This window comes from Nocardia nova NBRC 15556 (assembly GCF_001613005.1).
Lineage (GTDB): Bacteria > Actinomycetota > Actinomycetes > Mycobacteriales > Mycobacteriaceae > Nocardia > Nocardia nova.
Genome location: NZ_BDBN01000032.1, coordinates 64,132 through 88,944 on the forward strand (window position 1 = coordinate 64,132; position 24,813 = coordinate 88,944).

The following is a 24,813-nucleotide window of genomic DNA, read 5'->3' on the forward strand; positions in this document are numbered from 1 at the left end:
GCAATTACTTTTGCGCATACGCACAAAAGGAGTTATTATTAATTCGTGAAATAAACGGGAGAATTGATACATGGCCGCATCGCGGACCCACGAAGCCAAACGGATAGCCGTGATTATTCAGAAACGACGCAAAGACCTAGGTCTGACGCGCAGCGACCTCGCTCGCCGCACCGGCTTGGCGTATTCCTCAATACTACGTCTTGAGGAAGGCAGCTTTGCTCATCCGAGCCCACGCTCACTAAAGGCCATTGCCGACGGACTGGAAATGCCGGTGGACATCCTGCTCAACGAAGCCGGATGGATGCCCAAGACGGAGCGGCCGACCGATCGACCGCACATCGCGGTCACGTACCACCGTGTCCCTGACGACGTCGCTCAGCACATCCAGGCGCGCATCAACATGCTCGTCAAACGAAGCGCTCCGGATATCGACATTTACCACGAAGCCATTAACCGCAACTCTAATCCGCCCGCCTGACAACGATTCGGCGACAAGTAAATGACTGACAATGAAAGGAGGCCGCTGCAAAAGGGAGGCAACTGCAAAACAATTCCGTTCACCACGCAAACGAAAGGAAATAGAGACAGTTACAACAATTGGAAGGAGACCACCATGCCAACCACGACACCGTCAGTTCAACTCATCAAGCTGAAGCGCCCGCACGCCGGCCCGCCGCCGCGAGGGATCATCGCCAAACTGCGAGGCCTCATCCCTCGCCAACCGGTGCGCTGGGACCACAGCCTGCGCTTAGCCAAACAACAAGCGATCGCCCTCATGCGAGAAGGGCGATCCACCGGATTCACCCCCATAGAGCTCATCACCGAGCTGCCCCGTATCCGCATCGAGTACTCGCCCGACCAGCAAATCGCCCACGCCAGTTTCTGGGACGTTCACACGCGACAGTGGGTCATCTCGCTCCGTCGAGCCGATAGCTGGAAACGACACAGGATCTATCTCGCCCACGAGTTCAAGCGAGTGCTTGACCACGGCCGCACAGCGGCCCTGTATCCAAGCCCCTCGGTCAGATCCTCGGCCTGTGAGGCGGAGCGCGCAGCCGACTACTTCGCCCGTCACCTGCTTGTGCCGGATCAGCTTCTCCGACGCGCCCTCCGGGCGGGCCTCACCGAAATCACCTCTCTCGCAGCCTATTTTGACGTTCCCGATGATGTCATCCGTGAGCGTCTTTACGACGAGCGAGTCCGTGTGGGCTCCGCCGTTCAGGGTAGCCCCAGTTGGAGGGCGGCATGAGTCCTCAGGATGCTGTCGTCAACGACGCAAGCTTCACGCCGGCCGTCATGTTCTTGTCCGTAGCTGCCGTGTCCGAAGCAGACAGGGCGGCGGGCGGTGAGCCGATCCGCATTCAGCTGCAGCGCGAAGCAGGGTTCCGCACCGCGGCCAAGCATCAGCTTGGCATCGTGAAGGAATTCGTCGAGATCGGCGCTCCCGCAACGAGCTTGCGGCGGCGCCCCGTACTTCGACGACTGCTTGCCCACCTGGAACAGCACCCTGACATCCGCTACGCAATCTTCCCCTCAGCTCGCCGGTTTGCGCTCAACAGCGCCCACGCGCAGCTGCTCACCGAACACTTCCGACGCCTCGACGTCCGGGTGCTTCTGCCGAACCAGGATTCCCAGCATCCGGTCGCACATTCGTTTGCGGAGACACCGGCATGACCCGTGCTACCGCAACCACGCCGCGCACGGAGCGCTCTGCCGTGTTGTCCGATGACACGCGCGCCCTGCTGCGAACAGTTGGAGCGGTGGCGCTCAGATTGGCCGACCGCGGGACCGACGATCCTGCGTGGCTTCGCACCCAACTCGGCAACTTGCCAAAGGCCCCCGCGACCACGAGCACGCAGTCGACACTCCTGACGGTTCCCGAAGCCTGTGAGCGACTTCGGCTAAGCAGATGGAGCGTTTACCAGCTGATCCACCGTCGCGAGCTCGCGACGGTGAAGATCGGGCGCCGACGATTCGTACCCATCATGGAAATTGAGCGTTTCGTCGGCAACTTATCCGATGCCGGAGGCCGACCATGACGGGGCGTAGGACCAACGGCGAGGGCACTCTGTACCGGCGGAAGGATGGGCGGTGGGAAGGCGCCGCGTACCTCGGCACGGTCAACGGGAAGACGCGCCGACTGCGCGTCTACGGCCGTACCCGCGCCGAGGCCCACACCAAACTCACCCAGGCCATCGATGAAGCCCGCCGGGGACTCCTACCTGCCGACCGCGCATGGAAAGTCGGCGAATACCTGGACTTCTGGCTCGAACACGAAAAACGCCGTTCCCTCACCGTGAAGCGGCACGAGTCGGCTGTACGTCTGCACATCAAACCTGGCCTCGGCCACTACTACCTCAACAGACTGACCGTGCGCACGGTGCAGACCTTCCTCGACAACCTCCACGCCGACGGCCGATCGGTCCCCACCCTCCACCAGACCCGCAAAGTGCTCAGCGCCGCCCTCACCTACGCAATGCGCCAGGAAGTGATCACCCGAAACGTCGCCCGCCTGGTCGAACTGCCGCGCCACCGCGCCAAGGAAGCAGCGCACTGGACTCCCGATGAGACGGTTCAGTTTCTCGATGCTGCCCGCGAGAACCCGCTCTATCCAGCCTTCGTCCTGCTCACGCTCTACGGACTGCGTGCCGGTGAAGTCGTCGGCATTCGGTGGTGTGACGTCGATTTCGATCATGGCGTACTTCGCATCCGCCAACAGGTGCAACGTATCGACGGTGAACTTCGGCAGGTCGAGCTCAAGACAGAGTCGAGCCGACGAGACGAACCCCTACTCGCGACAGCCCGCGACCTGCTCCTGCAGCACCGAGCCGGCCAGGCAGTCGCCAGGGGCACTGCCGGTGAAAGTTGGCAAGGCGCTGGCGATGAGAACGAGCTGGTCTTCACGACTAGCACCGGACGACCGCTGGAGTCACACAATCTGGCGAGATCGTTCATGCGGATCTGCAAACGGCTTGATTTACCACGAATCACACTGCATGGCCTCCGCCACAGCAACGCCACCACCCAGAAGCACCTCGATGTCCACTCCCGCGACATCCAAGCAATCCTCGGCCACGGCGACGTCCGCACCACCGGCATCTATGAACACGTGGATCTCGCCAGCAAGCGCAACGCCCTCAGCAAAGTCGAGGACCGTTTGTTCACGGCAGCCGTCAAAAGGCAGCGTAGCCGTCAGAATCGCCGTCAAACGGCGTATGCGGGCACTTCGACCAACCGTCATCCACAGAAAAGGAAAGCACCTACCCCTGATGGGTTAGGTGCTTTCCTTGGTGGCTCCTCCCAGGCTCGAACTGGGGACACAAGGCTCTTCAGAGCAAACGGGGCCACCTTGCAAGAGCGTCTGACCTCTATACACAACGTCGTACGAACACGCGAAAGGACGTGGAAGTTCGGCTGTGTTGCCGTCAAAATTGCCGTCAACGCGATTAGCCCGACCGGATCCTCCGAATGGCCTCTGTGGCAATGGATTCCGACTCACACAGACTTGACACAAACGAACCCACCGTTCCTCTCCCCCACATGCAAGGAGGCACCCAATGGCCCGACGAACCCAACCGAGCAGGAGTCAGAGAAGTGACAAAGCTGTTCTCCTACTGCGTGTTTCGACCAAGAAGCAGCTCGACACTGCCATCGACATCGACCCCGACGGTCTGTCCATCTCCACCCAACGCACCCAAGGGCACGCCAAGGCCGACGCGATGGGGGTGGACGTGGTCGAGGAGTTCATCGAACCCGGCTACTCTGCCAAGACGATCGACAAGCGGCCCGTCTTCCGGGAACTGCTCAAGTACCTCGCCGACCATCCCGAAGTCCGGTACGTCATCGTCTACATGCGCTCGCGCGCCTTTCGCAACCGCTTCGACGCCGCCATCATCGAGACGCAGCTCAACAAGATGGGCGTGCGCATCATCAGCGCCAAAGAGGACTTCGGCGAAGGTCCCCACGCGGTGGCGATGGAGGGCATGCTCGACGTGATGAATCACCTGATGAATACGTTGCAGGGCTTAGACATTCAGGAGAAGATGCGCACCAAGGCCCGCAACGGCGGCACGATTGGCTTCGCCAAAGTTGGCTACCTGAACGTCCGGGTCGAATACGAAGGCAAACAAATCAACACCATCGCCCTCGATCCAGAGCGTGCTCCCTTGGTACACAAGGCATTTGAACTCTATGCGACCGGCGACTACGGCCTCGAACAGCTCGAAGCAACGATGACCGACCTCGGACTGACCGCACGTGCACGTGGCACCATCCCGGAGCGCCCGGTCTCGTTCAAACTGTTGCATCGGATGCTCCAAGACCCCTACTACGCGGGATGGATCGAAGTCGACAGCGAACTCCGCCCCGGTCGGCATGAACCGATTGTCACGCAAGAACTGTTCGATCGCGTTCAAGACGTCGTGGACATGCGCAGCCGGCGCGGGCAACGCGACCGCATCCATCAGCACTACCTCAAAGGCGATCTATTTTGTGATCGATGCCACAATCGCGGGCGAACGTCACGCTTCATCTACACCGAAGCCCGAGGACGGAACGGCCACCTCTATGGCTACTTCCTTTGCCGAGGGCGGCAAGACAACCACTGCGACATGCCCCACATTCCGGCCGAGCAAGTCGAACGCGCCATCGTCGACCACTACGCCACGCTCAGCCTTCCCAGCAGCTTCCACACGACCATCCGCGGACTGCTGGATGAAGCGCTGGCCGACGAACAGTCCAGCGTCCGTACCATGCATGCCACGCTCACCACGCGACTCAAGGAGCTCGACGCCAAGGAAGAGCGCCTACTCGACCTCGCCGCCGACGGCACGCTGCCACAAGCCAAGATCAAATCCCGGCTCCGCGCGATCGAGACCGACCGCTCTAGCGTCCAAGCCAGCCTGGCGGCCACCGGCGCTGAACTCGCCGTGGGCGTCGAGGTGCTCAAACGAGGACTCGACCTACTGAACGAGCCTGCCCAGCTCTATCGCACCCGTACCGACGCGGTGAGGCGCCATCTCAACCACACCTTCTTCGAGCGCTTCTACCTCGACATTGACGGGGTCCGCACCGACCGACTTCGCCAGCCCTTCGCCGATCTTCACAATGCTGCCGGCACCCGCTCGATCTGCGAGCACCCCGGCACCTCCCCGCGCCAAGCCACGTCCAGAAACGGAAAAAGCGGCCCTACCCTCCACGATGTCCTTACGGACCCCGTTTCGAGTAAGGCCGCTGTGGTGGAGCTGCCGGGAATTGAACCCGGGTCCTCCGCCGCTTCTTCAGGGCTTCTCCGTGTGCAGTTCGCTGAGCCTCTACTCGGATCTCTCGGTCACGCGAACAAGCCGAGATGACGATCCCAGTCGCTGTTCGATGTCCCGTACGACTCCGCGACCGAGCCGCACGGTAGAGCTCTCTAGCTGATGCCAGTACCCGGGCCGAGAGCAAACCCGGACTGACAGACACGCTCTACTGCTTAGGCAGCGAGAGCGTAGTCGCGCTGATGAGAATCGGCGCTTATTGGGTTACAGCGACGCTTACGGTGGTCTCCTGCCTGCACCGACACGCTTCCCCTGAATCGACGTACGCAGTCGAAACCGATCAGCCCCGTACTCAACTCAGTTGAACACCCGGCTGGTGGGCCGGGCTGTTCATATTAACATCACTTCGCCGTCATACATTCCCGCCGGTCAGTGCATACCTTTCACGCGCCGGCCGAGTTCGCGCGTCACCTCTCGCTCCGCGGTCCGGCGGGCCAGGTCGTGGCGCTTGTCGTAGTCCTGCTTACCCTTGGCCAGCGCCAGTTCGACCTTCACCTTGCCGTCGGCGAAATACATCGACAGCGGGACGAGGGTTTGTGAGCTCTCCTTGGTCTTGCCGGTGAGCTTGTCGATCTCGCGACGGTGCAGCAGCAGTTTCCGAGTGCGGCGCGGGGCGTGGTTGGTCCAGGTGCCGTGCCCGTATTCGGGAATGTGCAGGCCACGCAGCCACACCTCCCCGTCGTCGATGGTGGCGTAGGCGTCCACCAGCGACGCCTTACCTTCCCGCAGGCTTTTCACCTCGGTACCGACCAGCGCGATTCCCGCCTCGTAGGTGTCGAGGATCGTGTAGTTGTGCCGCGCCTTGCGGTTGGTGGCGATGACCTTGCGCCCCTTCTCCTTCATGAACACCTTTCCCTCGACTCCGCGCAGCTCGGCGGGGCTCCACGCTGTCATTGTGCCTCGACGCCCGCTGAGCGGGCGGACCTGTCCGGTTTACACGGCCGCCGAACAGAAGGAAAACGAAATTCCGGCGCGGAACATGCCGTGATCCGGCTCACGGTCGGCCGGTCTCCGGCAACCCGCCCGCACCGCCCGGGTGCCGGTGTCGCGGGAGAAACCACCGCAGCGGCAGGCGGCGGCAGCGGACGAATGCGGACATCCCCACCGCCGGGAACCGATTTTGTGTGCCCATCGCCGAGTGAGCGCGCAAAATGGTTGCGTGACAACGGTACCCAGATTCAGAGTGAGCACCGCCTCGGATCGTGTACTCGACGACCCGACCGATGCGCAACTACACGATCTCCTGGCCGAGTTGGATTACCGAGAACCCCAACTCGTCGTCGAACGCCCGGGTTCGCCTGCGGCCCAACACTATCTGCGCGTCGAGATGGATCGGCGCATCGATCCCGACGACGGTCGCGGCTATATCGTCGAATACGGCGGGGGCGGGCCGGGCATGCAGTTCCGTGCCAGCGTGCGCGACACCGCGCGCTGGGGAACCCCGCACTCACCCGCCTTCGAACTCGTCGCAAAGACCGTGCAGGACTGGGCCTTTCAGCGCTACGGCTGGCAGAACGCGATGATGTGGGAGCGGGTGAGCACCGACCGCTGACGCGCGGTCAGCCGCCGGGGCGGACCTGCAGATAGAGAATCAGCAAGGCGATCCACGCGAGTAGCAGCACCACGGTCGTCAGCCGCGGGCGACCGAGCGGGTTCGCGTGCGGGCGCAGCCACCCGGCCTCGACCGAATCCGCTCGGGTGCGGCGAGGTCCGGGTTTCGCGGCATCCGGCGGATCGCCGCCGGGGCCGGAATCCGACGACTGATCGGAGCGGTCGTCGTGATGGTCGTGGGACATAGCGGCACGCTACCGCTATCCGCCCGGTCGCACCGCCAGATACAGCGCCAAGACGGCAATCCAGACAGTGATCAGGGCCAGCGTCGAGGGCCGCATGCCGGTGCGGGCTCGTCGCAACTGCCGGGTCATGCCGATCCGGCCCAGAGGCCGCACCCCGAGCCGGGAAGGATCCGGCGTGGCCGAGACGGCCCAATCGGCGCCTGAAGCCGGGTCGTGGTTCTTCGGCGACCCGTTGGTCTCGATCACTCCGTCCTGCCCATGTGTCACGGCGAGACGGTTACCCGCGCCGGGCGGAGGGATAAACGTGGAACGGGCGCCACCCCGAGTCCGGCGTGGCGGTCGACACCGGCGCGCACAGCGACCGCAACCACCGTCCGCGCTGGTGAGCGGGCACGCCGATGCACCGAGCGGTTCAGTAGAAGTCGTCCGGCGGGGGCTCGAAATCGGCGTCGGGGATGTCCCGGTTCACCGAATCGTTCGGGGCTGCCGGTTCCGCGGCCTCGAACCTCGAGCGTGTGACCGGGCCGCGAGACGGTTCCGGGCGCGGGCGGGCACCCGATGCGGCCGCGCGGGAGGAGCCGCGCCGGCCGGCCGGTCGCTCGGCTCGGTTCGGACGCGGGGCCGGCGCCTCCGCCGCCCCGACCGAGCTACCCGCATCGAATCCCACGACCACTTCGAGGACACCTTCGCCGTACTTCGCGAGCTTGTTCTCACCGATTCCGCTGATGCCGCCGAGTTCGGCCAGGGTCGCGGGGGCACGGCCGGCGATATCGCGCAGGGTGGCGTCGTGGAAGACGACGTAGGCGGGAACGCCCTGCTCCTTGGCGACCGAGGCACGCCAGGCACGAAGCTGTTCGAACAGGTCTGCCGCGGCGGGCGCCAGCTCGGCCGCGGCGAGGCGGGACGCCTTCGCCTTGGCCGCGCGCGGTGGCTTCACACGTTCCGGCTCGCGGCGCATGAGGACCGTGCGGTTCTTGAACAGCACCTCGTCGCTGGCTTCGGTGAGGGTCAGCACGCCGTATTCGCCGTGCACCGCGAGCAGGCCCTGGGCGAGCAACTGGCGGATCACGCCGCGCCATTCGGTATCGCGCAAATCGGCGCCGACGCCGAACACCTTCAACTCGTTGTGCTTGTGCTGCAACACTTTCGGATTCGACTTCCCGAGCAGGATGTCGACGATATGTCCGGCGCCGAAGCTCTGCCCGCGTTCGCGTTTGAGCCGCAGCACCGCCGAGAGCACCTTCTGCGCGGCGACCGTGCCGTCCCAGGATTCCGGCGGATTCAGGCAGGTGTCGCAGTTACCGCAGGTGTCACCGGATTGGCCGAAGTAGTTGAGCAGCTGGGTGCGGCGGCACTGCACGGTCTCGCACAGCGCGAGCATCGCATCCAGGTGGAGCTGCAACTGGCGCCGGTGCGCCGCGTCGCCTTCGGAGGAGTCGATCATCTTGCGTTGCTGCACAACATCATTGAGGCCGTAGACCATCCAGGCGGTGGACGGCAGGCCGTCGCGGCCGGCGCGACCGGTCTCCTGGTAGTAGCCCTCCACCGACTTGGGCAGATCCAGATGTGCCACGAACCGCACATCGGGTTTGTCGATGCCCATCCCGAAGGCGATCGTCGCGACGACGATCAGCCCGTCCTCGCGCAGGAACCTGGCCTGGTTGGTGGCGCGGGTACGCGCGTCCAGACCGGCGTGATAGGGCACCGCCTCGATTCCGTTGCGGCACAGGAATTCCGCGGTCCGCTCGACCGAATTGCGAGACAGGCAGTAGACGATGCCCGCCTCCCCCGGATGTTCGGTGCGGATGAAGGACAGCAGTTGCTGATCGGCGCGATTCTTCGGTTCGATCCGGTACTGGATATTGGGCCGGTCGAAACCCGCGACGAAATGCTTGGCCCCGGTGAGGTCGAGCCGCTCGGCGATCTCGCGGCGTGTGGCCTCGGTGGCGGTGGCGGTCAAGGCGATCCGCGGCACGTCGGGCCAGCGTTCGTGCAGTACCGACAACGCCAGATAGTCGGGCCGGAAGTCGTGACCCCACTGTGAGACACAGTGTGCCTCGTCGATGGCGAATACGGACACCTTGCCGCGATCGAGTAATTCCGCGGTCGATTCGAGCTTCAACCGCTCCGGCGCCAGATACAACACATCCAGTTCCCCGGCGACGAACTGCGCCTCGACCGTGCGCCGCTCGTCCGGGTATTGGGTGGAGTTGAGAAATCCGGCCCGCACCCCGAGCGCGGTCAGCGCGTCGACCTGATCCTGCATCAGCGCGATCAGCGGCGAGATGACCACACCCACCCCCGGCCGCACCAGCGCCGGAATCTGATAACACAGCGACTTGCCGCCGCCGGTAGGCATCAGAACGAGCGCATCGCCCCCGGAGACGACCTGATCGACGATCTCGCGCTGTAATCCCCGGAAACTGTCGTACCCGAATACACGCTGCAGAATCTGTTGCGCCGCATCGGTTTCCACAGTGCGCGACGAAGCATCGGCCGTCTCGAGCGTCTCCGGGGAATTCACGCCAGCCATCCTACGGACCACCACCGACGATCCGAACCCCCAATCCACAGCCGCACCCGTTGCTGTCGATTCTGCGAACCACCACCGATTGATAGTCTCCGCCGACGTGACCGACTCCGCCCCGATGCGACCGGCAACACCGAACGACGCCAGCGCGATTCTCGCGTTGCTGCTCTGCTCCGGCTGAAACCCGGAACGACCCTATTCGCGCACGTAGTAGCGCAGTGTGCCGTAGGCAGTCAGCGCGGCGAACACGATGCCGACCGGCACCACGGTCAGCGCCACCACCGCGATGTCGTCGCCGGTGATGCGCGGGAAGACCTTCGACGCGAACAGGTCGCCGAGGGCGCGGTCGATGACCAGCGGCCGCGCGATCATCAGTCCGATCACCGCCAGCACCGACCCGGCCAGCGCGGCGACCACCGCCTCGAGCAGGAACGGCAGCTGGGTGTACCAGCGCGTCGCACCGACCAGCCGCATGATGCCGACCTCCTCCCGGCGCGTGAACGCCGCGATCTGCACCATATTCGCGATCAGCAGCAGGGCGGCCAGGGCCTGCAGTACCGCCAGGCCGAAGGCCGCGTTGCGCAGGCCGTCGAACAGGCTCACCAGCCGGTCGACGATGTCCTTGTCGTTGCGCACGAATCCGACCCCGGGTTTGCCCTGGAAGTCCTTGAAGATGCGCGGATACTGCGAGGCGTCGGTCATCTTGACGCGCAGCGAGGCCGGCAGGGGTGACTCGCTGACGTATTTGGCCAGCTCCGGCTGATCCTTGAAGGTCTTCTCCTTCGCCTCCCGGACCGCCTCCTCGCGATTGAGGAACTGCACCGATTCCACGCCGGTCTCGGACTTCAGCGCCGACATCAGCGCCTTGCACGGGTCCTGCGAACAGTCCGGATCGTTGGCCGAGACGTCCTCGGTCAGGTACAGCCGCACCTCGAGCCGATCCAGGAAGTACTGCTCGGTCTTGTCGGCCATCCGGACGGCCAGCATGCCGCCGCCGAGCATGGTGAGCGAGACAGCGGTGGTGAGGATCATCGCGATGGTCATGGTGACGTTGCGGCGTAGGCCGTTGAAGACCTCACCGAAGAGGAAGCTCGCGCGCATTACCGGCCCACCCCGTACACGCCGGTGGCCTCGTCGCGGACCAGGCGGCCGCGATCGAGTTCGACCACGCGCCGGCGCATGGCGTCGACGATGTGATTGTCGTGGGTGGCCATCAGCACCGTGGTGCCCGTGCGGTTGATGCGTTCCAGCAACATCATGATGTCCTGACTGGTGTCGGGGTCCAGGTTGCCGGTGGGTTCGTCGGCGAGCAGTACCAGCGGCCGGTTCACGAACGCGCGGGCGATCGCGACCCGCTGCTGTTCACCGCCGGACAGCTCGGTCGGCAGGCGATCCGCCTTACCGGACAAACCCACCAGGTCCAGCGCCTCCGGCACCGCCCGATTGATGAATTTGCGATTCTTGCCGATCACCTCGAGCGCGAACGCCACGTTTTGTTCGACCGTCTTCTGCTGCAACAACCGGAAATCCTGGAAGACGCAGCCGAGGCGCTGGCGCAGCTTGGGCACCCGTCGTCCCGGCAACCGGTCGACCCGGAAATCCGCGACATGCACTTCGCCGGTGGTCGGCTTGACCTCTTTCAGCAACAGTTGCATGAACGTCGATTTACCCGACCCGGACGGTCCGATAATGAAGACGAACTCGCCCTTGTCGACCTCGACCGAAACATTGTCCAGCGCGGGTCTCGTCGAGGTTTTATATGACTTGGTGACGTTCCGCAGGGTGATCACGAGGTGCCAGTGTAGCCAGCGAAGTCATGGCACACCCCGGCCCACTCCGGAGCATGCGACTTGTCACAGAGAGGTCAGCGGGCCGGCGCGGTCGTCAGCGCGGAACCGGAAACGGTATTCGCGATGTTGGGAAAACCGGAATGGTCCGGCGTGGCCGGCTTCACGAACAGATACAGCACGAGCGTCGCGACCCAGACACTGACCAAGATCGCGGTCGATTTACGCGGTTTCACTCAAACCCTCCCGACGCAGCGCCGCGGCGACACGCACTCGCAGCTCGCGTCCGACGTCGAATTGTTTACCCGGCAGTGTGCGGGCCACCATCCGAATGTTCATCTGGTCGACGGTGAGATCTTCCAGGCCCATCACCGTAGGTTCGTCCAGCAGTAGCGATTTCAGGCGGCGATCCTGAAATGCTTTGGCGCCCACTTCGTGCAGGATTTCGTTGACCTTGGTGATATCGGCGGTGGCGGGCACCGGCACATCGATCGCCGCGCGGGCCCAATCCTTCGACAGATTGGTCACTTTCACGATCTGCCCGTTGGGCACCGTGATGACCTCCCCGTCCGGATTGCGCAATGTGGTGATCCGCAGCGTGACGTCCTCCACGGTACCTTCGGCCGGCTCGGATTGCCCGGTGACCGCGATGCGCACCACATCACCGAATCCGTACTGCCGCTCGGTGATCAGGAAGAATCCGGCGAGCAGGTCCTGCACGATGCGCTGGGCGCCGAAACCGAGCGCGGCACCCAGCACCGCGGCCGGAGCGACCAGACCGCCGAGCTGAAAGCCCAAGCGCTGCAACACTTCCAGCGACACCAGGAAGTAGACGATGGACAGCACCACCCAGGTGATGACCTGGGCCAGTGCATGGCGATGTTTGGCGGCCTCGGTGCGCACCAGCGAATCGCTGCTCTGGAAACCGGCGTCGATGCGGCGGGTGATGCGGTCACGCACGAAGGTGGCGAAGCGGCTGAACAGCATCGCGCCCACGATCAGCAGCACGATCTCGAGCCCGCTGCCGCGCAGCCACGACGTGAATTCCGCACCGGATCCGGTGGCGAGAGTCGTCGTCATCGGCGCATCCTTTCCGGTATCAACCGTGCACCGACACAAGCCGATCTGCCGCCCGAACACACGCCAGACAGGTTACTACGACCGGCGACCGACCGATATGCCGTGATTGTGCCGTGATAGGCGGGTTTCACGCGTCCTGGCGCATCCGCCAGCGGATTCCCTCTTCGATGAAACCATCGATATCACCGTCGAGAACCGAGGACGGATTGTTCACCTCGAAGTTGGTGCGCAGGTCCTTGACCATCTGGTACGGGTGCAGCACGTACGAGCGCATCTGGTTACCCCAGGAGGCGCCCTCGGTGGTCTTGAGCGCGTCCATCTCGGCGCGCTCCTCCTGCCGTTTGCGCTCCAGCAGCTTGGCCTGCAGCACGCGCATGGCCGAAATCTTGTTCTGCAGCTGCGACTTCTCGTTCTGGCAGGTCACCACGATGCCGGTCGGGAGGTGGGTGATCCGCACCGCCGAATCGGTAGTGTTGACGCTCTGGCCACCCGGGCCCGAGGAGCGATACACGTCGACGCGGATCTCCGACTCCGGAACCTCGATATGGTCGGTGCCCTCGACCACGGGCAGCACCTCGACCTCGGCGAAGGAGGTCTGGCGACGGCCCTGGTTGTCGAAGGGGCTGATCCGCACCAGGCGATGGGTCCCCATCTCCACCGAGAGGGTGCCGTAGGCGTAGGGCACCTTCACCGCGAAGGTGGCGCTCTTGATGCCCGCCTCCTCGGCGTAGGAGGTGTCGTAGATCTCGACCGGATACTTGTGGCGCTCGGCCCAGCGCACATACATGCGCATCAGCATCTGCGCCCAGTCGGCGGCGTCCACACCACCGGCGCCCGAGCGGATGTTGACCAGCGCCTCGCGCTTGTCGTACTCGCCCGAGAGCAGCGTGCGCACCTCCATCGCCTCGACGTCGGCGTGCAGCGCGGCCCGTTCGGCGTCGGCATCGGCGAGGGCGGACGTGCGGGCCTCGCCCTCTTCCTCTTCGGCGAGTTCGTAGAGCACCGGCAGATCGTCGAGCCGCTGCCGCAGTTCGGTGACGCGGCGCAGCTCACCCTGGGCGTGCGACAGCTCGCTGGTCACCTGCTGGGCGTGTTCCTGGTTGTTCCACAGCTCCGGGTCGGCGGCCTGATGTTCGAGCTCGTCGATGCGACGGCGCAGCTCGTCGACGTCGAGTACCGACTCGACAGTCTTCAACGTGGTGTCGAGTTCGGCGAGATCAGCGGAAACGTCAGGATGCACGGTTGTCCAATCTACCGCTCGCGCAGGTGGCGGTGAAATGCGGCGAGTCGCCGGCAGCCCGGGCGATGCGGCGGGCGGCCGGCTCAGCCCGATACCGCGCGCAATCCACCCGGGCGGCGGCCCAGCAGCGCATCGAGGGCCGCGGCCGTCGCGTCGTCGGCAGGCAGCTGGACCTGGATGTACTGGTCGTCGTCGGCGGACAGGTCCAGCCGTTCGTAGGCCAGCCGCAGCGGACCCGCCTCGGGATGGTCCATCCGGCTGATGCCGCTGGTATCCGGCAGCCCGGCGATGTCGGCGACACGACGGGTGAATTCCGCACCCGCCAGCAGCGTCAGCTCGTCGGCGAGCGCGGCGATGGTCGGATCCGAGCGAAAGGGACCGGCCTTCAGGTTGGCTACCGCGAGATCGGCACGACGGTCCCACTCCGGGTAGACGATGCGGGCACGCGGATCGGTGAACAGCCAGCGCGGGTAGCCCGCGGGCAGGCCGTGATCGAGCAGGCCGGTGCCGCCGACCAGCGCGCGATAGCCATCGGTGCAGCTCAAAACCTCACCGAGGCGGTTGAAGACGGCCGCGGGCGCCGGTGCGAGACGGTCGAGAATGGTCTGCACCGCGGGCCGGACCAGGCGATTGGGCAGCGCGCCGCCCGTACAGCTGAATCCGGGATCGGCGGATTTGACCAGCCGATGCAGCTGGACGCGCTCACTCGGGCTCAATCGAAGGGCATCGGCCAATGCGGACAGCACGCTCGCCGACGGATGCCGGTCTCGGCCCTGCTCCAGCCGGATCAGATATTCGACGCTGACTCCGGCGAGTGTCGCGAGTTCGGCGCGGCGCAGCCCCGGGGTGCGGCGGCGGGGCCCGGCCGGGAGCCCGACCTCGGCGGGGGTGACCGCCGCACGCCGAGTACGCAGGAAAAGCCCCAGCTCGTTATCGCTCACAGATCGACGCTAACAGCGCGGGGCGCGCCGAGGGTATCCCTCTCACTACCACCCTCGCAGCGGGCTCCCTGGCCTCACGCCCGGACGGCAGAGTCGACGACAGCGAACGACGCTTTCCGAAGGAGATCCAAAATGTCCAGCAGCACAATGCGGCTCGCAGTTGTCATCGCCAGCGTCCGGGAGGGCCGCTTCGGGCCGGTGGTCGGTGAGTGGTTCGCCGAACAGGCCCGGCGGCACGACGGATTCGAGGTCGACCTCATCGATCTCGCCGGGGCCGATCTGCCCGTCGCACTGCCGGCGGTTCCCCCGCGAATGGAACCGAATCCGCCGCGGCCCGCCGGCATGGTCGATCTGACCCGGCGTCTGGATGCCGCGGATGCGATCGTCATCGTCACGCCCGACATCAACAGCAGTTACCCGGCCTCGATCAAGACGGCGATCGACTGGCACTACACGCAATGGGACCGCAAGGCGATCGGCTTCGTGGGCTACAGCGGGGCGAGCGGCGGGCTGAACGCCATCGCTCACCTGCGGCAGGTGTTCGCCGAGCTGAACGCGCACACGATCCGCGACTACGTGTCCTTCCCCCGGTACTACCAGCAGTTCGACGCCGAGGGACGGTGGACCGCACCGGGCGAATCCGAGGCGGCGGCAGCGGGAATGCTCGACCAATTGCATTGGTGGGCGAGCGCTTTGGCTGCGGCGCGGGTCGCGGCGTGAACAACGGCTCGCGATGGCATGGGCCGGTCACAGACGCTCGGCCGGGCCCGCTCAGTGGAACGACCCTCCACACGACGGGAGCCCACAACTAGCCTCGATTCGAATATCTGATTCGTGGTTTCATCCAGCCGAAACAGGAGGGTCGATGGGGACCATCGCCGTAACCGGGAGCGCGTCGGGGATCGGGGCGGCCGTCGCCGCCCACCTGGAGAAGGAAGGGCACCGGGTCATCGGGGTCGATCTGCGCGACGCCGAGGTGACCGCCGATCTGGGCACGGCCGAGGGACGCGCGCACGCGGTCGCCGAGGTCTCCCGGATCAGTGCGGGCCGGCTGGACGGATTCCTGCCCTTCGCCGGTGTCGCCGCCGCGACCGGGCGGCCCGGTGGGCTCGTGGTGTCGGTGAACTACTTCGGCGCGATCGCGCTGCTGGAGGGGCTGCGGCCGCTGCTGCGCGAGTCCGGCAACGCCTCGGTGGTACTGGTGTCGTCGAATTCCACGACGACACAACCACTCTGGCCGGTGGAACTGGCCGACGCCTGCCTGGCCGGCGACGAGGAACGCGCCCGCGGCATCGCCGAATCGTTCGGCGACCTGGGCGCGATCCAGGCCTATCCGGCGACGAAAGCGGCCCTGGCCTGGTACGCGCGGACGAAATCGGCGGAGTACATCGCCGACGGCATCCGCCTCAACGCCATCGCGCCCGGCATCATCGACACCCCGATGACCCAGGAGGGCAGCAAGGACGCGCTCACCGGGGAGGGCATGAAGCAGTTCCTCGCCATGACCCCGATCGGGCGGCCCGGTCGCCCGGAGGAGATCGCCGACCTCGCGGCCTTCCTGCTGTCGGACAAGGCCGGTTTCTTCGTGGGCTCGGTGATCTTCTGCGACGGCGGCATCGATGCGGCCTTCCGCGGTAAGGACTGGCCCGCGGTCTGGAATCCGCAGCAGTAGCGCGTGGCCCCGGCGAGACCGCGAATGGCTCCGATCGGGTGCGCCCATTACGGTGGCCGTGTGACCGATCATGCCGGCGATCTCGACCTTGCCCTGCTGTTGGCCGATGCGGCCGATGCGATCACCCGTGATCGTTTCGGCGCCCTCGACCTGAAGGTGAACAGCAAACCGGATCTGACCCCGGTCTCGGACGCGGATCTGGCGGTGGAGCGGTCGCTGCGCGACATTCTCATCGAGCGGCGTCCGCACGACGCCGTGCTCGGTGAGGAGTTCGGCGGTGAGGCCGAGTTCATCGGACGGCAGTGGGTGATCGATCCGATCGACGGCACCAAGAACTTCGTGCGCGGAGTTCCGGTGTGGGCCAGTCTGATCGCGCTGTTGCAGGACGGCGTTCCGGTCGTCGGCGTCGTCAGCGCGCCCGCGTTGAGCCGACGCTGGTGGGCCGCAACGGGTTCCGGCGCGTGGACCCGTTTCGAGGACGGGGAGCCGAAGCCGATCACGGTCTCCGAGGTCGGCGGGCTGAATTCGGCCAGTCTCGCGATCTCCAGCCTGTCCGGCTGGCGAGACCTGGGGCTGCGTGAGCAGTTGATCGACCTGACCGATCAGGTGTGGCGCACCCGCGGCTACGGCGACTTCTTCGGCTACTGCCTGCTCGCCGAGGGCGCGCTCGATATCGCCACCGAACCGGAGGTCTCGCTGTGGGACCTCGCGCCGCTCGATGTGCTCGTACGCGAGGCCGGCGGCCGCTTCACCGCCCTGGACGGAACCCCCGGACCGCATCACGGCAGCGCGGTCGCCACCAACGGACTGCTGCACGACTCCGTACTCGAGGCGCTGCGCGGGTGACATAAGTCCGTCCCCACGGGTTCGCAGGGCTCTGCTCTGTCCGGCCCCGGCCGCGCAGTCTGGGACCATGCCACCGATGCTCGCGATGCGCGGCCTGACCAAGTTCTACGGTCACACGCCGGCACTGCTCGACCTGGACCTCGAGGTTCCGCCCGGAGTGATCTTCGGATACCTGGGACCCAACGGGGCCGGTAAGACGACGACCGTTCGGATACTCGTCGGCCTGATGCGTCCGAGCCGCGGTTCGGTGACGGTCGCGGGCGCGGACGTCGGACGTGACCGATCGGCCGCCCAGCGCCATATCGGCTATCTCCCCGGCCAATTCGTCGCCTATCCGAATCTCACCGCCGAGCGGTATCTGACCTACCTGGCCCGGCTGCGCGGCGACGTCGATCCGGCGGTTCCCCGCGAATTGGCCGAACGCCTGAACCTGGACACATCGGCTCGAATCTCGGCGATGTCGCACGGCAATCGGCAGAAGGTCGGGCTGGTGCAGGCATTCATGGGCGAACCGGACGTACTCGTGCTCGACGAACCGACCCAAGGGCTGGATCCGCTGGTCCAGCGAGAATTCCTGACTCTGCTGCGAGAGGCCCGCGACGCCGGGCGCACCGTATTCCTGTCCTCGCACGTGCTGTCGGAGGTGCAGGCGGTCGCCGACACGGTGGCGATTCTGCGGCGGGGCCGGTTGGTCGAAGTCCGGTCGGTCGCGGCACTGGCGGCGCAATCGCTGCGGCGGCTCGACCTCACCTTCGCCTCCACACCTCCGGAACCGCAGCTGCTGGCCGCCGTCGGCGGGGTGCGATCGGTGAGCGGCGCCGGTCCGGTGCTGCACGTCGAGGTGGACGGCTCGACGGCCGAACTCCTGAAGTTCGTCGCACCCTACGGGGTGGTCGACGTGATCAGCCACGAACCCGATCTCGAAGAGGTCTTCCTCACCTACTACGGACAGGACAGCTGATGTTCAGCACGGTGTTCGTCAAATGCCTGCGTGACCAACGGCGCGGGTTGATCGGCTGGAGCCTCGGGATCGTCGCGCTGGTACTGCTGGAATCGGCGCTGTGGCCGTCGATATCGAACATCCCCGGGCTCCGGCAGATGGTCGACAACTACCCGCCGGCATTGCGGAAGCTGCTCGGGATCGAGGACTTCCTCACCGGCACAGGCTTTCTCAACACCGAGCTCTACAGCATCATGCTGCCCATCCTGTTCCTGGTCTTCTCGGTCTCGCGCGGCGCCCGCGCGATCGCCGGGGAGGAGGAGTCCGGGACCCTCGAGGTGTTGTTGGTGACGCGGGTGACGCCGGTGCGGCTCGTGCAGGAACAGGTCGCGGTGCTGCTCACCGGCCTGGTGGTGCTCGGCACCGTGCTTTTCGCCTCCGTTGTCGTGTTCTCGGCGATATTCGGGATGCATATCGGCGTCGGGGCCGCGGCGACGGGATCGATCGCCATGATCGCGCTGGCCGCGCCGTTCGGCGGGCTGGCCTTGGCGGTGGGCGCCGCTTCCGGTCGCCGCCTGGTCGCGGTCGCGGTGGCGAGCGTGGCCGCGGTGGCCGCCTATGTGCTGTACGCGGCGTCGAAGATCGTCGACGCGGTGCGCCCGTGGGGCCGGTGGTCGCCGTTCGAACAGGCGCTGTCCGACGGCCCGATGGGCGCGGGCCTGCGGCCGGGCTATCTGTGGCTCGTGGTGGCCGCGGCTGTCTTCGTGGTCGCTTCGCTGCCGATTTTCGATCGTCGCGACATCGCCGGGGTATGAGAATCGATACAGACCGATCGGCACTCGACTGCCTTCTTACTCTGGAGTAAGATAGACTTACTCGCAAGTAAGATCCTGGGACCGATCACCCGAAACCCATACCCGAGAAGACTGGTGACTATGAGCACTCGAGACACCGCAACGGAGCGACGTCCGGATTCCGCCGTCGGCCTCAACCCGGTCAAGCGTGACTGGATGGGCGCGGCCATGCGGGTCATGACGACCATTACCGGTTCCGAACTGGCCGAGAAGTACAACCTGCGCAAGCCCATCGAACGGCTGACCTACGAGGGCACCAAGACCGGCTTCCGCACGCTCGGCGCAGCCACCCGCGCATTCGGCAAGGTATCCGGTGGCGGTAAACCGAAGCGCTTGCCTGCCAACGAGTCCCGCAGTAAGGACTACTTCGACCTCACCCCCACCGACGAGCAGCAGATGATCGTCGAGACGGTGCGCGAATTCGCCGCGGAGATCCTGCGCCCGGCGGCCTACGAGGCCGACGGCGCGGCCCAGGCGCCCAAGGATCTGCTCGAGCGCGCCGCCGAACTGGGCATCACGCTGATCAACGTGCCCGAGGAGCTCGAGGGTGCGGCCACCGAGCGCGGCGCGGTCACCAACTCGCTGGTCGCGGAGGCGCTCGCGCACGGAGATATGGGCCTGGCGCTGCCGATTCTGGCCCCGTCGGGTGTGGCCGTCGCGCTGTCGCAGTGGGGTTCGGACGCACAGCAGCAGACCTACCTGGGCGCCTTCACGGGTGAGAACGTGCCGCAGTCCTCGGTCGTGATCAGCGAGCCGCGGGCACTGTTCGACCCGTTCGCGCTGCAGACCAAGGCCACCCGCTCCCCCAGCGGCTACCGGATCAACGGCGTCAAGAGCCTGGTTCCGGCCGCCGCCGACGCCGAGCTGTTCATCGTGGGTGCCGAAATCGACGGCCGCCCCGCGCTTTTCATCGTCGAATCGGATACGCCGGGTGTGGTGATCGAGGCCGATCCGAGTATGGGCCTGCGCGCCGCCGGTCTGGGCCGGCTGATCCTGGACAACGTCGCGGTTCCGGCCGAGGCCATCCTGGGCGACGGCGACGCCGCCCAGCGCGCCGAGGAATACGCCGACGCGGTGCGGCTGGCCCGCCTGGGCTGGGCGTCGCTCGCGGTCGGCACCGGCCAGGCCGTACTGGACTACGTCAAGCCGTATGTGAAGGAGCGCGAGGCGTTCGGCGAGCCGATCGCGCACCGGCAGGCGGTGGCGTTCATGGTCGCCAATATCGCCATCGAACTCGACGGCCTGCGGCTCGTGACTCTGCGGGGTGCGTCACGCGCGGAGCAGGGGCTGTCCTTCTCCCGGGAGGCGGCGCTGGCCCGCAAGTTCGCCACCGACAAGGGCATGCAGATCGGCCTGGACGGCGTGCAGCTGCTCGGCGGCCACGGCTACACCAAGGAACACCCGGTCGAGCGCTGGTACCGCGATCTGCGGGCGATCGGCGTCGCCGAAGGTGTGGTCCTGATCTGATCCGGGTCTCCTCGACCCCCTGAACCGTATTGATGGAGACATTCCGATGATCAATCTCGAACTCCCCAAGAAGCTGCGGGCCAGCGCCAACCAGGCCCACCAGGTCGCCGCCGAGATCTTCCGCCCCATCTCGCGCAAGTACGACCTGGGCGAGCACGAATACCCGGTGGAGCTCGACACCATGGCAGCCATGGTGGAGGGCCTGGCCGACTCCGGCACCCAGGACATCTCCGGCGCCACCGGCGGCCGCAAGGCCAAGTCCGGTGAGGAGGCCGCCGACAGCCACTCCACCGAACTGCTCGGCAACAGCAACGGCGGCAACATGTCGGCTCTGCTGAATGCTCTCGAAACCTGCTGGGGCGACGTCGGTTTGATGCTGTCTATCCCCTACCAGGGACTGGGCAACGCCGCGATCGCGGCGGTCGCCACCGACGAGCAGCTGGAGCGCTTCGGCAAGGTGTGGGCGGCGATGGCCATCACCGAACCGTCCTTCGGATCGGACTCCGCGGCCGTGTCGACCACCGCGGTGCTCGACGGTGACGAGTGGGTCCTCAACGGCACCAAGATCTTCGTGACCGCCGGCTCGCGCGCCACCCACATCGTGGTGTGGGCCTCGGTGGACAAGTCCAAGGGCCGCGCGGCGATCAAGTCGTTCGTGGTGCCGCGAGATGCCAAGGGCCTCACCGTGGCTCGCCTCGAGCACAAGCTCGGCATCAAGGCCTCCGACACCGCCGAACTGCGCCTCGAGGATTGCCGCATTCCGGCCGACAACATCCTCGGCAGCCCGGAAGTCAACGTGGAGAAGGGTTTTGCCGGGGTCATGCAGACCTTCGACAACACCCGCCCGCTGGTGGCCGCGATGGCCATCGGCGTCGGCCGCGCCGCACTCGAGGAACTGCGCAAGATCCTCGAGGAGTCCGGCGTGGAGATCTCCTACGACATCCCCGCCAACAACCAGTCCGCCGCCGCCGCGGAATTCCTTCGCATGGAATCGGATTGGGAAGCCGCCTACCTGCTCGCCCTGCGCGCGGCGTGGATGGCCGACAACAAGAAGCCCAACTCCCTCGAAGCCTCCATGTCCAAGGCCAAGGCCGGGCGCATGGGCACCGACGTGACCCTGAAGGCCGTCGAACTGGCCGGCGCGGTGGGCTACTCCCAGCGCACCCTGCTGGAGAAGTGGAGCCGTGACTCGAAGATTCTCGACATCTTCGAAGGCACGCAGCAGATCCAGCAGCTGATCGTGGCGCGGCGGGTGCTCGAGCTGAGCAGCGCGCAGCTGAAGTAGGTTGCGGGACAACGGAAAACCGGTGCGGGTTCGCTTCATCACTCGCACCGATTCTTTCACCTCCGGCGTTTTCCAAGGCGGGGTTGGAACAGAAGCCGGATAAGCCGGGAAACCGGCCCGGCAAAGGACTGACCGCCGGTAGTGAGCTACCGGCGGTCAGCAACCTGTCACACGCCGCCGTCAGTGGACGCCGAGGTCGATTCCGAACATCAGCTCAATCCACCGCAGAGCGGCAGTAAAGGCGACACTGGTATCGAGTCCGAATGAACCCATCGTCCTCATCTCCTTCAAATGGATTCTTTCTGATTCCCGACCCGATCGATGGCTACCACCCCCTGGTAGCAACGAAACACAAAAAGCAAACAAAAATCGACATAATCGCTGGTCAAAAGACCAGTTACCTTGCCGAGGTCCCGCCGATGCGGTCTACCGACGTGGGCGTCCTTCGGCCGCGTGGCCCTGGTGGTGGTCGGCCCTGCATTGTGTTCCCGCGCCCCTCCAGCCTCGAGGGCGCTACGCGTCACTACGTGATGGGCATTCGCCCACCCCTGTACGCATACCGACCACCACCAAGGCCAAACAACGTCACTGGCCGGCAGTCTGCTCTCGATGCAGTACAACTCGGGCCAGTTCGGCGGGCGTCGCAGTAGTCGTGTCGACAATCATGTCGTAGGGGAAACCGTGATCGTGCACTGTGGCCAGATGGCCTCGCGCCAACCCGATCGTTTTGCCACGAACCAGTTCCCGCTGCTCGGCGACAGCGAGCGGACAGGTGACACCGACCAGTTGAACATGCAGGCCGGCCAATTCATCCAGCCATATCGGCAGCAGATCCGGGGAAAGCAACATCTCGTCTATGACCAGATGATCACCACCCCGAGCGAATTCAGCAGCCGCAGCACACTCCGACCGCAGCATGCGGTACCCGACCTGGCCGTAACGGACGACCAGCACCGAATGACCGTCTGCATCCTGGCCAGTCCGGTCGTACCAGAAACCGTCGCGACTAAGCCGGCCGTCGCGCCCACCACCCCAGTTCGGCGGCACCAGACTGAACAGGGTGTCGATCCCCCAGTAGACGAACGGGACGTCACTCTCATCCTGGATGGCCCGCGCCAACGTGGTCTTTCCCGCGCACGACGTGCCGTTGAGGAAAATCACCCGCGAAGGACGCTCAACGCTCCGCATCCACCCACGTTATCCGATCGCTTTCGCGTCAACCCGAGAGCCGGCGACAAAGACCACCGCACACAGCGACAACCACGATCCGCCGTCCCAATGCGGCGCAGCACTCAGGACCACCAGGTGCTGTATCGGCGATCCTTCTTTCCAGCTCAGTGGCACCACGGTGTGATTCGATCCGCTTGGCGATCGACGACTTCGGCCGCGGCGAAATCGAGGCCGCGATGCTGCATGCGTGTAACGCCGTCGACGGCACCGCCGAGAAGGTATATCCCACAAGACAAGTCGGTGACCGGTTCACCGCGCTGATTCGCGACAACGACGACATCTTCGGTCCGATGGCCATCAGAGGGGTGAACACCGCAGCGACCCGCTGAACACGATCTTTGCGCTCATTGCTGTCGCAGTCGTTGAGCCGAAAGATTCTGGACATCTTCGAAGGCACGCAGCAGATTCAGCAGCTGATCGTGGCCCGGCGGGTGCTGGAGCTGAGCAACGCGCAGCTGAAGTAGGTTGCGGGACAACGGAAAACCGATGGGGGTCCGACTCGCACCGGTTCACCGATCGGCCCTACACCGGACCGGCCGACGGCCGGTTACCGCTTGGAGAAGCGGCCGGTCAGGTAGGTCGTCACGATGACCATGATCGTGAGGAGGAGAGCGATCAGGACTGCGGCGGTCGGCCAGTTCATGGTGTCATCCTCCCTTGCGGCACTGCCGCTCCTCGGTGTACACCTTCGACGGTAGGGCGCTGACGGTTCCCGATCCCGTGCCGTAGGTCCCGTTCGAGGCGCTGGAGGTCACCCCGAGCGAAGGACCGAGGTCGATTCACGCCGTCGGCTGGGCCGGCCTGCCTTCCACCTCGGCGAGGAAGCCGGTCAGCTCGGCGTGGAACGCGTCCCACTGCTCGGCGAAGCACAGGTGCGAGGCGTCCTCGACGGTCACCATTCGCGAGCCGGGGATGCGGCGGCGCATATCCTCGAGATGCGCCGGACGGCATTCGTCGTGCCGGCCGCCGATCAACAGGGTGGGCACGCCGATTTCCCCCAGCCGTTCGGTGACGTCCCACTCTTTCAACGAACCGGTCACGGTGAACTCGCTGGGTCCGATCATGGTGTGGTAAACCTCGTAACCCGCTGCCGCGTACGCACGTTCGAGCCCGACCGGCCACGGCCGCAGCCGGCACACATGCTTGCGATAGAAGCCGAGCGTCGCGGCCTGATACTCCGGGCACCCGGTGAACCCGCTCGCCTCGTGCCGCCGGATCGTCTCTCGCACCTCGGCCGGCTCCTCCTCGAGCAGTTCCGCGCAGTCCCTCGACCACCGCGGCATACTTGCCGGAGCACCGACCAGCACCAGACTGTCCAGTGCCGGCGGCCGGTCGAGCGTGTACTGCAGGGCCAGCATCCCGCCCCACGAATTGCCGAGCAGATGGACGCGCTCCAAGCCCAGCGCCGCACGCACGGCCACGAGTTCCGCGACGAACCGGTCCACGGTCCACAGCGAGGTATCGCTCGGCCGATCGGAATTGCCGCAGCCGAGCTGGTCGTAGAAGACGACCCGGCGCTCACCGGCTATCTGCGCCAGCGCCTCCAGATAATCGTGCGGAAAGCCCGGCCCCCCGTGCAGGCACAGGAGCGGAGTTCCGTTCTCGCCGAGCGACCGATACCAGACGCGCCCGCCGGGAACGTCGATACGACCTTCTTCCGAACGCATATCCACTCCTCTCGAACGGGTAGCGCGTGGACATATCCGAGATAACCACGCCGGCGAATTACTAGCGACGCGGTTCCACAACCGAGGCCAATTCGTTGGCAACAATGGTCTGGCGTGGTGCGTCGATGCATCCGCGGATTGCACGGGTGCGGGTGATCGC

General features: G+C 65.4%; 28 protein-coding genes, 1 other RNA gene and 2 pseudogenes. 16 read left to right on the top strand and 15 right to left on the bottom strand.

The features are described from left to right. The first annotated feature begins 70 nt into the window (after positions 1-70). The 6 genes and pseudogenes from NN2_RS36285 to NN2_RS39090 all read left to right on the top strand — a co-directional run. Positions 71-478 carry a helix-turn-helix domain-containing protein gene (locus NN2_RS36285; protein WP_082856988.1) on the top strand — a complete coding sequence of 136 codons (408 nt, stop codon included), beginning with the start codon at positions 71-73 and terminating at the stop codon, positions 476-478. 135 nt (positions 479-613) lie between these two features. Further along, the gene (locus NN2_RS14060; protein ID WP_169812409.1) at positions 614-1,249 is read left to right on the top strand and encodes an ImmA/IrrE family metallo-endopeptidase; all 636 of its coding nucleotides are present in this window, start codon (positions 614-616) and stop codon (positions 1,247-1,249) included. Further along, on the top strand, positions 1,246-1,674 hold the full coding sequence (locus tag NN2_RS14065; RefSeq protein ID WP_063013786.1) for a recombinase family protein: 429 nt from the start codon (positions 1,246-1,248) through the stop codon (positions 1,672-1,674). The genes NN2_RS14060 and NN2_RS14065 overlap by 4 nt, the downstream gene beginning before the upstream one ends. After that, a complete protein-coding gene (locus tag NN2_RS39085; protein WP_082856990.1) occupies positions 1,671-2,039 on the top strand; it encodes a helix-turn-helix domain-containing protein in 369 nt (122 codons plus the stop codon). The genes NN2_RS14065 and NN2_RS39085 overlap by 4 nt, the downstream gene beginning before the upstream one ends. After that, a complete protein-coding gene (locus tag NN2_RS36295) occupies positions 2,036-3,598 on the top strand; it encodes a tyrosine-type recombinase/integrase (protein ID WP_082856991.1) in 1,563 nt (520 codons plus the stop codon). Before NN2_RS39085 ends, NN2_RS36295 begins: the two co-directional genes overlap by 4 nt. Next, positions 3,558-4,601: pseudogene (locus tag NN2_RS39090) on the top strand (recombinase family protein); the annotation flags it as partial. The gene NN2_RS36295 and the pseudogene NN2_RS39090, both read left to right, overlap by 41 nt. Here NN2_RS39090 and NN2_RS38570 read toward each other — a convergent pair. The 4 genes from NN2_RS38570 to smpB all read right to left on the bottom strand — a co-directional run bounded on the left by NN2_RS38570 (position 4,521) and on the right by smpB (position 6,161). Continuing rightward, entirely contained in the window at positions 4,521-4,757 is a 237-nt protein-coding gene (locus tag NN2_RS38570) for a hypothetical protein (RefSeq protein WP_063013796.1), read from the bottom strand. The pseudogene NN2_RS39090 and the gene NN2_RS38570 overlap by 81 nt on opposite strands. 204 nt (positions 4,758-4,961) lie before the next feature. Beyond that, entirely contained in the window at positions 4,962-5,138 is a 177-nt protein-coding gene (locus NN2_RS37180; protein ID WP_156511333.1) for a hypothetical protein, read from the bottom strand. Positions 5,139-5,235: 97 nt separating this feature from the next. Further along, positions 5,236-5,606: a transfer-messenger RNA gene (gene ssrA / locus NN2_RS14095) on the bottom strand. An 81-nt stretch (positions 5,607-5,687) separates the two neighbouring features. Next, positions 5,688-6,161, bottom strand: coding sequence for an SsrA-binding protein SmpB (gene smpB, locus NN2_RS14100; protein ID WP_063013852.1), 474 nt, complete (start codon positions 6,159-6,161; stop codon positions 5,688-5,690). Between the two features lie 340 nt (positions 6,162-6,501). Here smpB and NN2_RS14105 point away from each other — a divergent pair, with 340 nt between their 5' ends. Then, positions 6,502-6,870, top strand: a complete 369-nt coding sequence (locus NN2_RS14105) for a hypothetical protein (protein ID WP_063013798.1) — start codon at positions 6,502-6,504, stop codon at positions 6,868-6,870. Positions 6,871-6,877: 7 nt separating this feature from the next. Here NN2_RS14105 and NN2_RS14110 read toward each other — a convergent pair whose 3' ends face one another. The 9 genes from NN2_RS14110 to NN2_RS14145 form a co-directional block, all read right to left on the bottom strand. Continuing rightward, the gene (locus tag NN2_RS14110; protein WP_030515490.1) at positions 6,878-7,114 is read right to left on the bottom strand and encodes a WLR motif membrane protein; all 237 of its coding nucleotides are present in this window, start codon (positions 7,112-7,114) and stop codon (positions 6,878-6,880) included. Positions 7,115-7,129: 15 nt separating this feature from the next. Next, positions 7,130-7,381 carry an Rv3103c transmembrane domain-containing protein gene (locus tag NN2_RS14115; RefSeq protein WP_146098649.1) on the bottom strand — a complete coding sequence of 84 codons (252 nt, stop codon included), beginning with the start codon at positions 7,379-7,381 and terminating at the stop codon, positions 7,130-7,132. A 145-nt stretch (positions 7,382-7,526) separates the two neighbouring features. Then, positions 7,527-9,638, bottom strand: coding sequence for a DNA helicase RecQ (recQ, locus tag NN2_RS14120; protein WP_372453218.1), 2,112 nt, complete (start codon positions 9,636-9,638; stop codon positions 7,527-7,529). Between the two features lie 201 nt (positions 9,639-9,839). Then, positions 9,840-10,745, bottom strand: a complete 906-nt coding sequence (ftsX, locus tag NN2_RS14125; RefSeq protein ID WP_063013804.1) for a permease-like cell division protein FtsX — start codon at positions 10,743-10,745, stop codon at positions 9,840-9,842. Next, positions 10,745-11,434 carry a cell division ATP-binding protein FtsE gene (gene ftsE, locus NN2_RS14130; RefSeq protein WP_063013806.1) on the bottom strand — a complete coding sequence of 230 codons (690 nt, stop codon included), beginning with the start codon at positions 11,432-11,434 and terminating at the stop codon, positions 10,745-10,747. Before ftsE ends, ftsX begins: the two co-directional genes overlap by 1 nt. A 74-nt stretch (positions 11,435-11,508) precedes the next feature. Beyond that, the gene (locus NN2_RS37185) at positions 11,509-11,667 is read right to left on the bottom strand and encodes an Rv3103c transmembrane domain-containing protein (RefSeq protein WP_156055619.1); all 159 of its coding nucleotides are present in this window, start codon (positions 11,665-11,667) and stop codon (positions 11,509-11,511) included. Further along, entirely contained in the window at positions 11,654-12,511 is an 858-nt protein-coding gene (locus tag NN2_RS14135) for a mechanosensitive ion channel family protein (protein ID WP_063013854.1), read from the bottom strand. The genes NN2_RS37185 and NN2_RS14135 overlap by 14 nt, the downstream gene beginning before the upstream one ends. 127 nt (positions 12,512-12,638) lie before the next feature. Further along, complete coding sequence (prfB, locus tag NN2_RS14140) at positions 12,639-13,751, bottom strand: peptide chain release factor 2 (protein WP_063013808.1); 1,113 nt, start codon at positions 13,749-13,751, stop codon at positions 12,639-12,641. An 83-nt stretch (positions 13,752-13,834) separates the two neighbouring features. Further along, positions 13,835-14,692 carry a helix-turn-helix domain-containing protein gene (locus NN2_RS14145; RefSeq protein ID WP_063013810.1) on the bottom strand — a complete coding sequence of 286 codons (858 nt, stop codon included), beginning with the start codon at positions 14,690-14,692 and terminating at the stop codon, positions 13,835-13,837. A gap of 132 nt (positions 14,693-14,824) precedes the next feature. Here NN2_RS14145 and NN2_RS14150 point away from each other — a divergent pair, with 132 nt between their 5' ends. The 7 genes from NN2_RS14150 to NN2_RS14180 all read left to right on the top strand — a co-directional run bounded on the left by NN2_RS14150 (position 14,825) and on the right by NN2_RS14180 (position 21,756). Continuing rightward, positions 14,825-15,412, top strand: a complete 588-nt coding sequence (locus NN2_RS14150) for an NADPH-dependent FMN reductase (protein ID WP_063013812.1) — start codon at positions 14,825-14,827, stop codon at positions 15,410-15,412. A gap of 145 nt (positions 15,413-15,557) precedes the next feature. Next, positions 15,558-16,364 carry an SDR family oxidoreductase gene (locus NN2_RS14155; RefSeq protein ID WP_063013814.1) on the top strand — a complete coding sequence of 269 codons (807 nt, stop codon included), beginning with the start codon at positions 15,558-15,560 and terminating at the stop codon, positions 16,362-16,364. A 60-nt stretch (positions 16,365-16,424) separates the two neighbouring features. Beyond that, positions 16,425-17,210: a histidinol-phosphatase gene (hisN, locus tag NN2_RS14160; RefSeq protein ID WP_227462794.1), complete on the top strand. Its 786-nt coding sequence runs from the start codon at positions 16,425-16,427 to the stop codon at positions 17,208-17,210. Positions 17,211-17,277: 67 nt separating this feature from the next. Then, the gene (locus tag NN2_RS14165; protein WP_063013818.1) at positions 17,278-18,171 is read left to right on the top strand and encodes an ABC transporter ATP-binding protein; all 894 of its coding nucleotides are present in this window, start codon (positions 17,278-17,280) and stop codon (positions 18,169-18,171) included. After that, a complete protein-coding gene (locus NN2_RS14170) occupies positions 18,171-18,965 on the top strand; it encodes an efflux permease Rv1217c-related protein (RefSeq protein ID WP_063013820.1) in 795 nt (264 codons plus the stop codon). The genes NN2_RS14165 and NN2_RS14170 overlap by 1 nt, the downstream gene beginning before the upstream one ends. A 120-nt stretch (positions 18,966-19,085) precedes the next feature. Further along, on the top strand, positions 19,086-20,471 hold the full coding sequence (locus tag NN2_RS14175) for an acyl-CoA dehydrogenase family protein (RefSeq protein ID WP_063013822.1): 1,386 nt from the start codon (positions 19,086-19,088) through the stop codon (positions 20,469-20,471). Positions 20,472-20,517: 46 nt separating this feature from the next. Next, a complete protein-coding gene (locus tag NN2_RS14180) occupies positions 20,518-21,756 on the top strand; it encodes an acyl-CoA dehydrogenase family protein (RefSeq protein WP_063013824.1) in 1,239 nt (412 codons plus the stop codon). 585 nt (positions 21,757-22,341) lie between these two features. Here the strand turns inward: NN2_RS14180 and NN2_RS14185 are convergent. Beyond that, entirely contained in the window at positions 22,342-22,944 is a 603-nt protein-coding gene (locus NN2_RS14185; protein ID WP_063013826.1) for a chloramphenicol phosphotransferase CPT family protein, read from the bottom strand. A gap of 176 nt (positions 22,945-23,120) precedes the next feature. Between NN2_RS14185 and NN2_RS14190 the strand changes: the two genes are divergently transcribed. Both NN2_RS14190 and NN2_RS39195 read left to right on the top strand, forming a co-directional pair. Then, positions 23,121-23,315, top strand: a complete 195-nt coding sequence (locus NN2_RS14190) for an Rv1289 family protein (protein WP_063013828.1) — start codon at positions 23,121-23,123, stop codon at positions 23,313-23,315. A 6-nt stretch (positions 23,316-23,321) separates the two neighbouring features. Then, positions 23,322-23,450 (top strand): annotated as a pseudogene (locus NN2_RS39195) (acyl-CoA dehydrogenase family protein); the annotation flags it as partial. Between the two features lie 315 nt (positions 23,451-23,765). On the opposite strand, the gene NN2_RS14195 reads toward NN2_RS39195, so the two are convergent. Further along, a complete protein-coding gene (locus NN2_RS14195; RefSeq protein ID WP_063013830.1) occupies positions 23,766-24,653 on the bottom strand; it encodes a proline iminopeptidase-family hydrolase in 888 nt (295 codons plus the stop codon). Between the last annotated feature and the right edge of the window lie 160 nt (positions 24,654-24,813).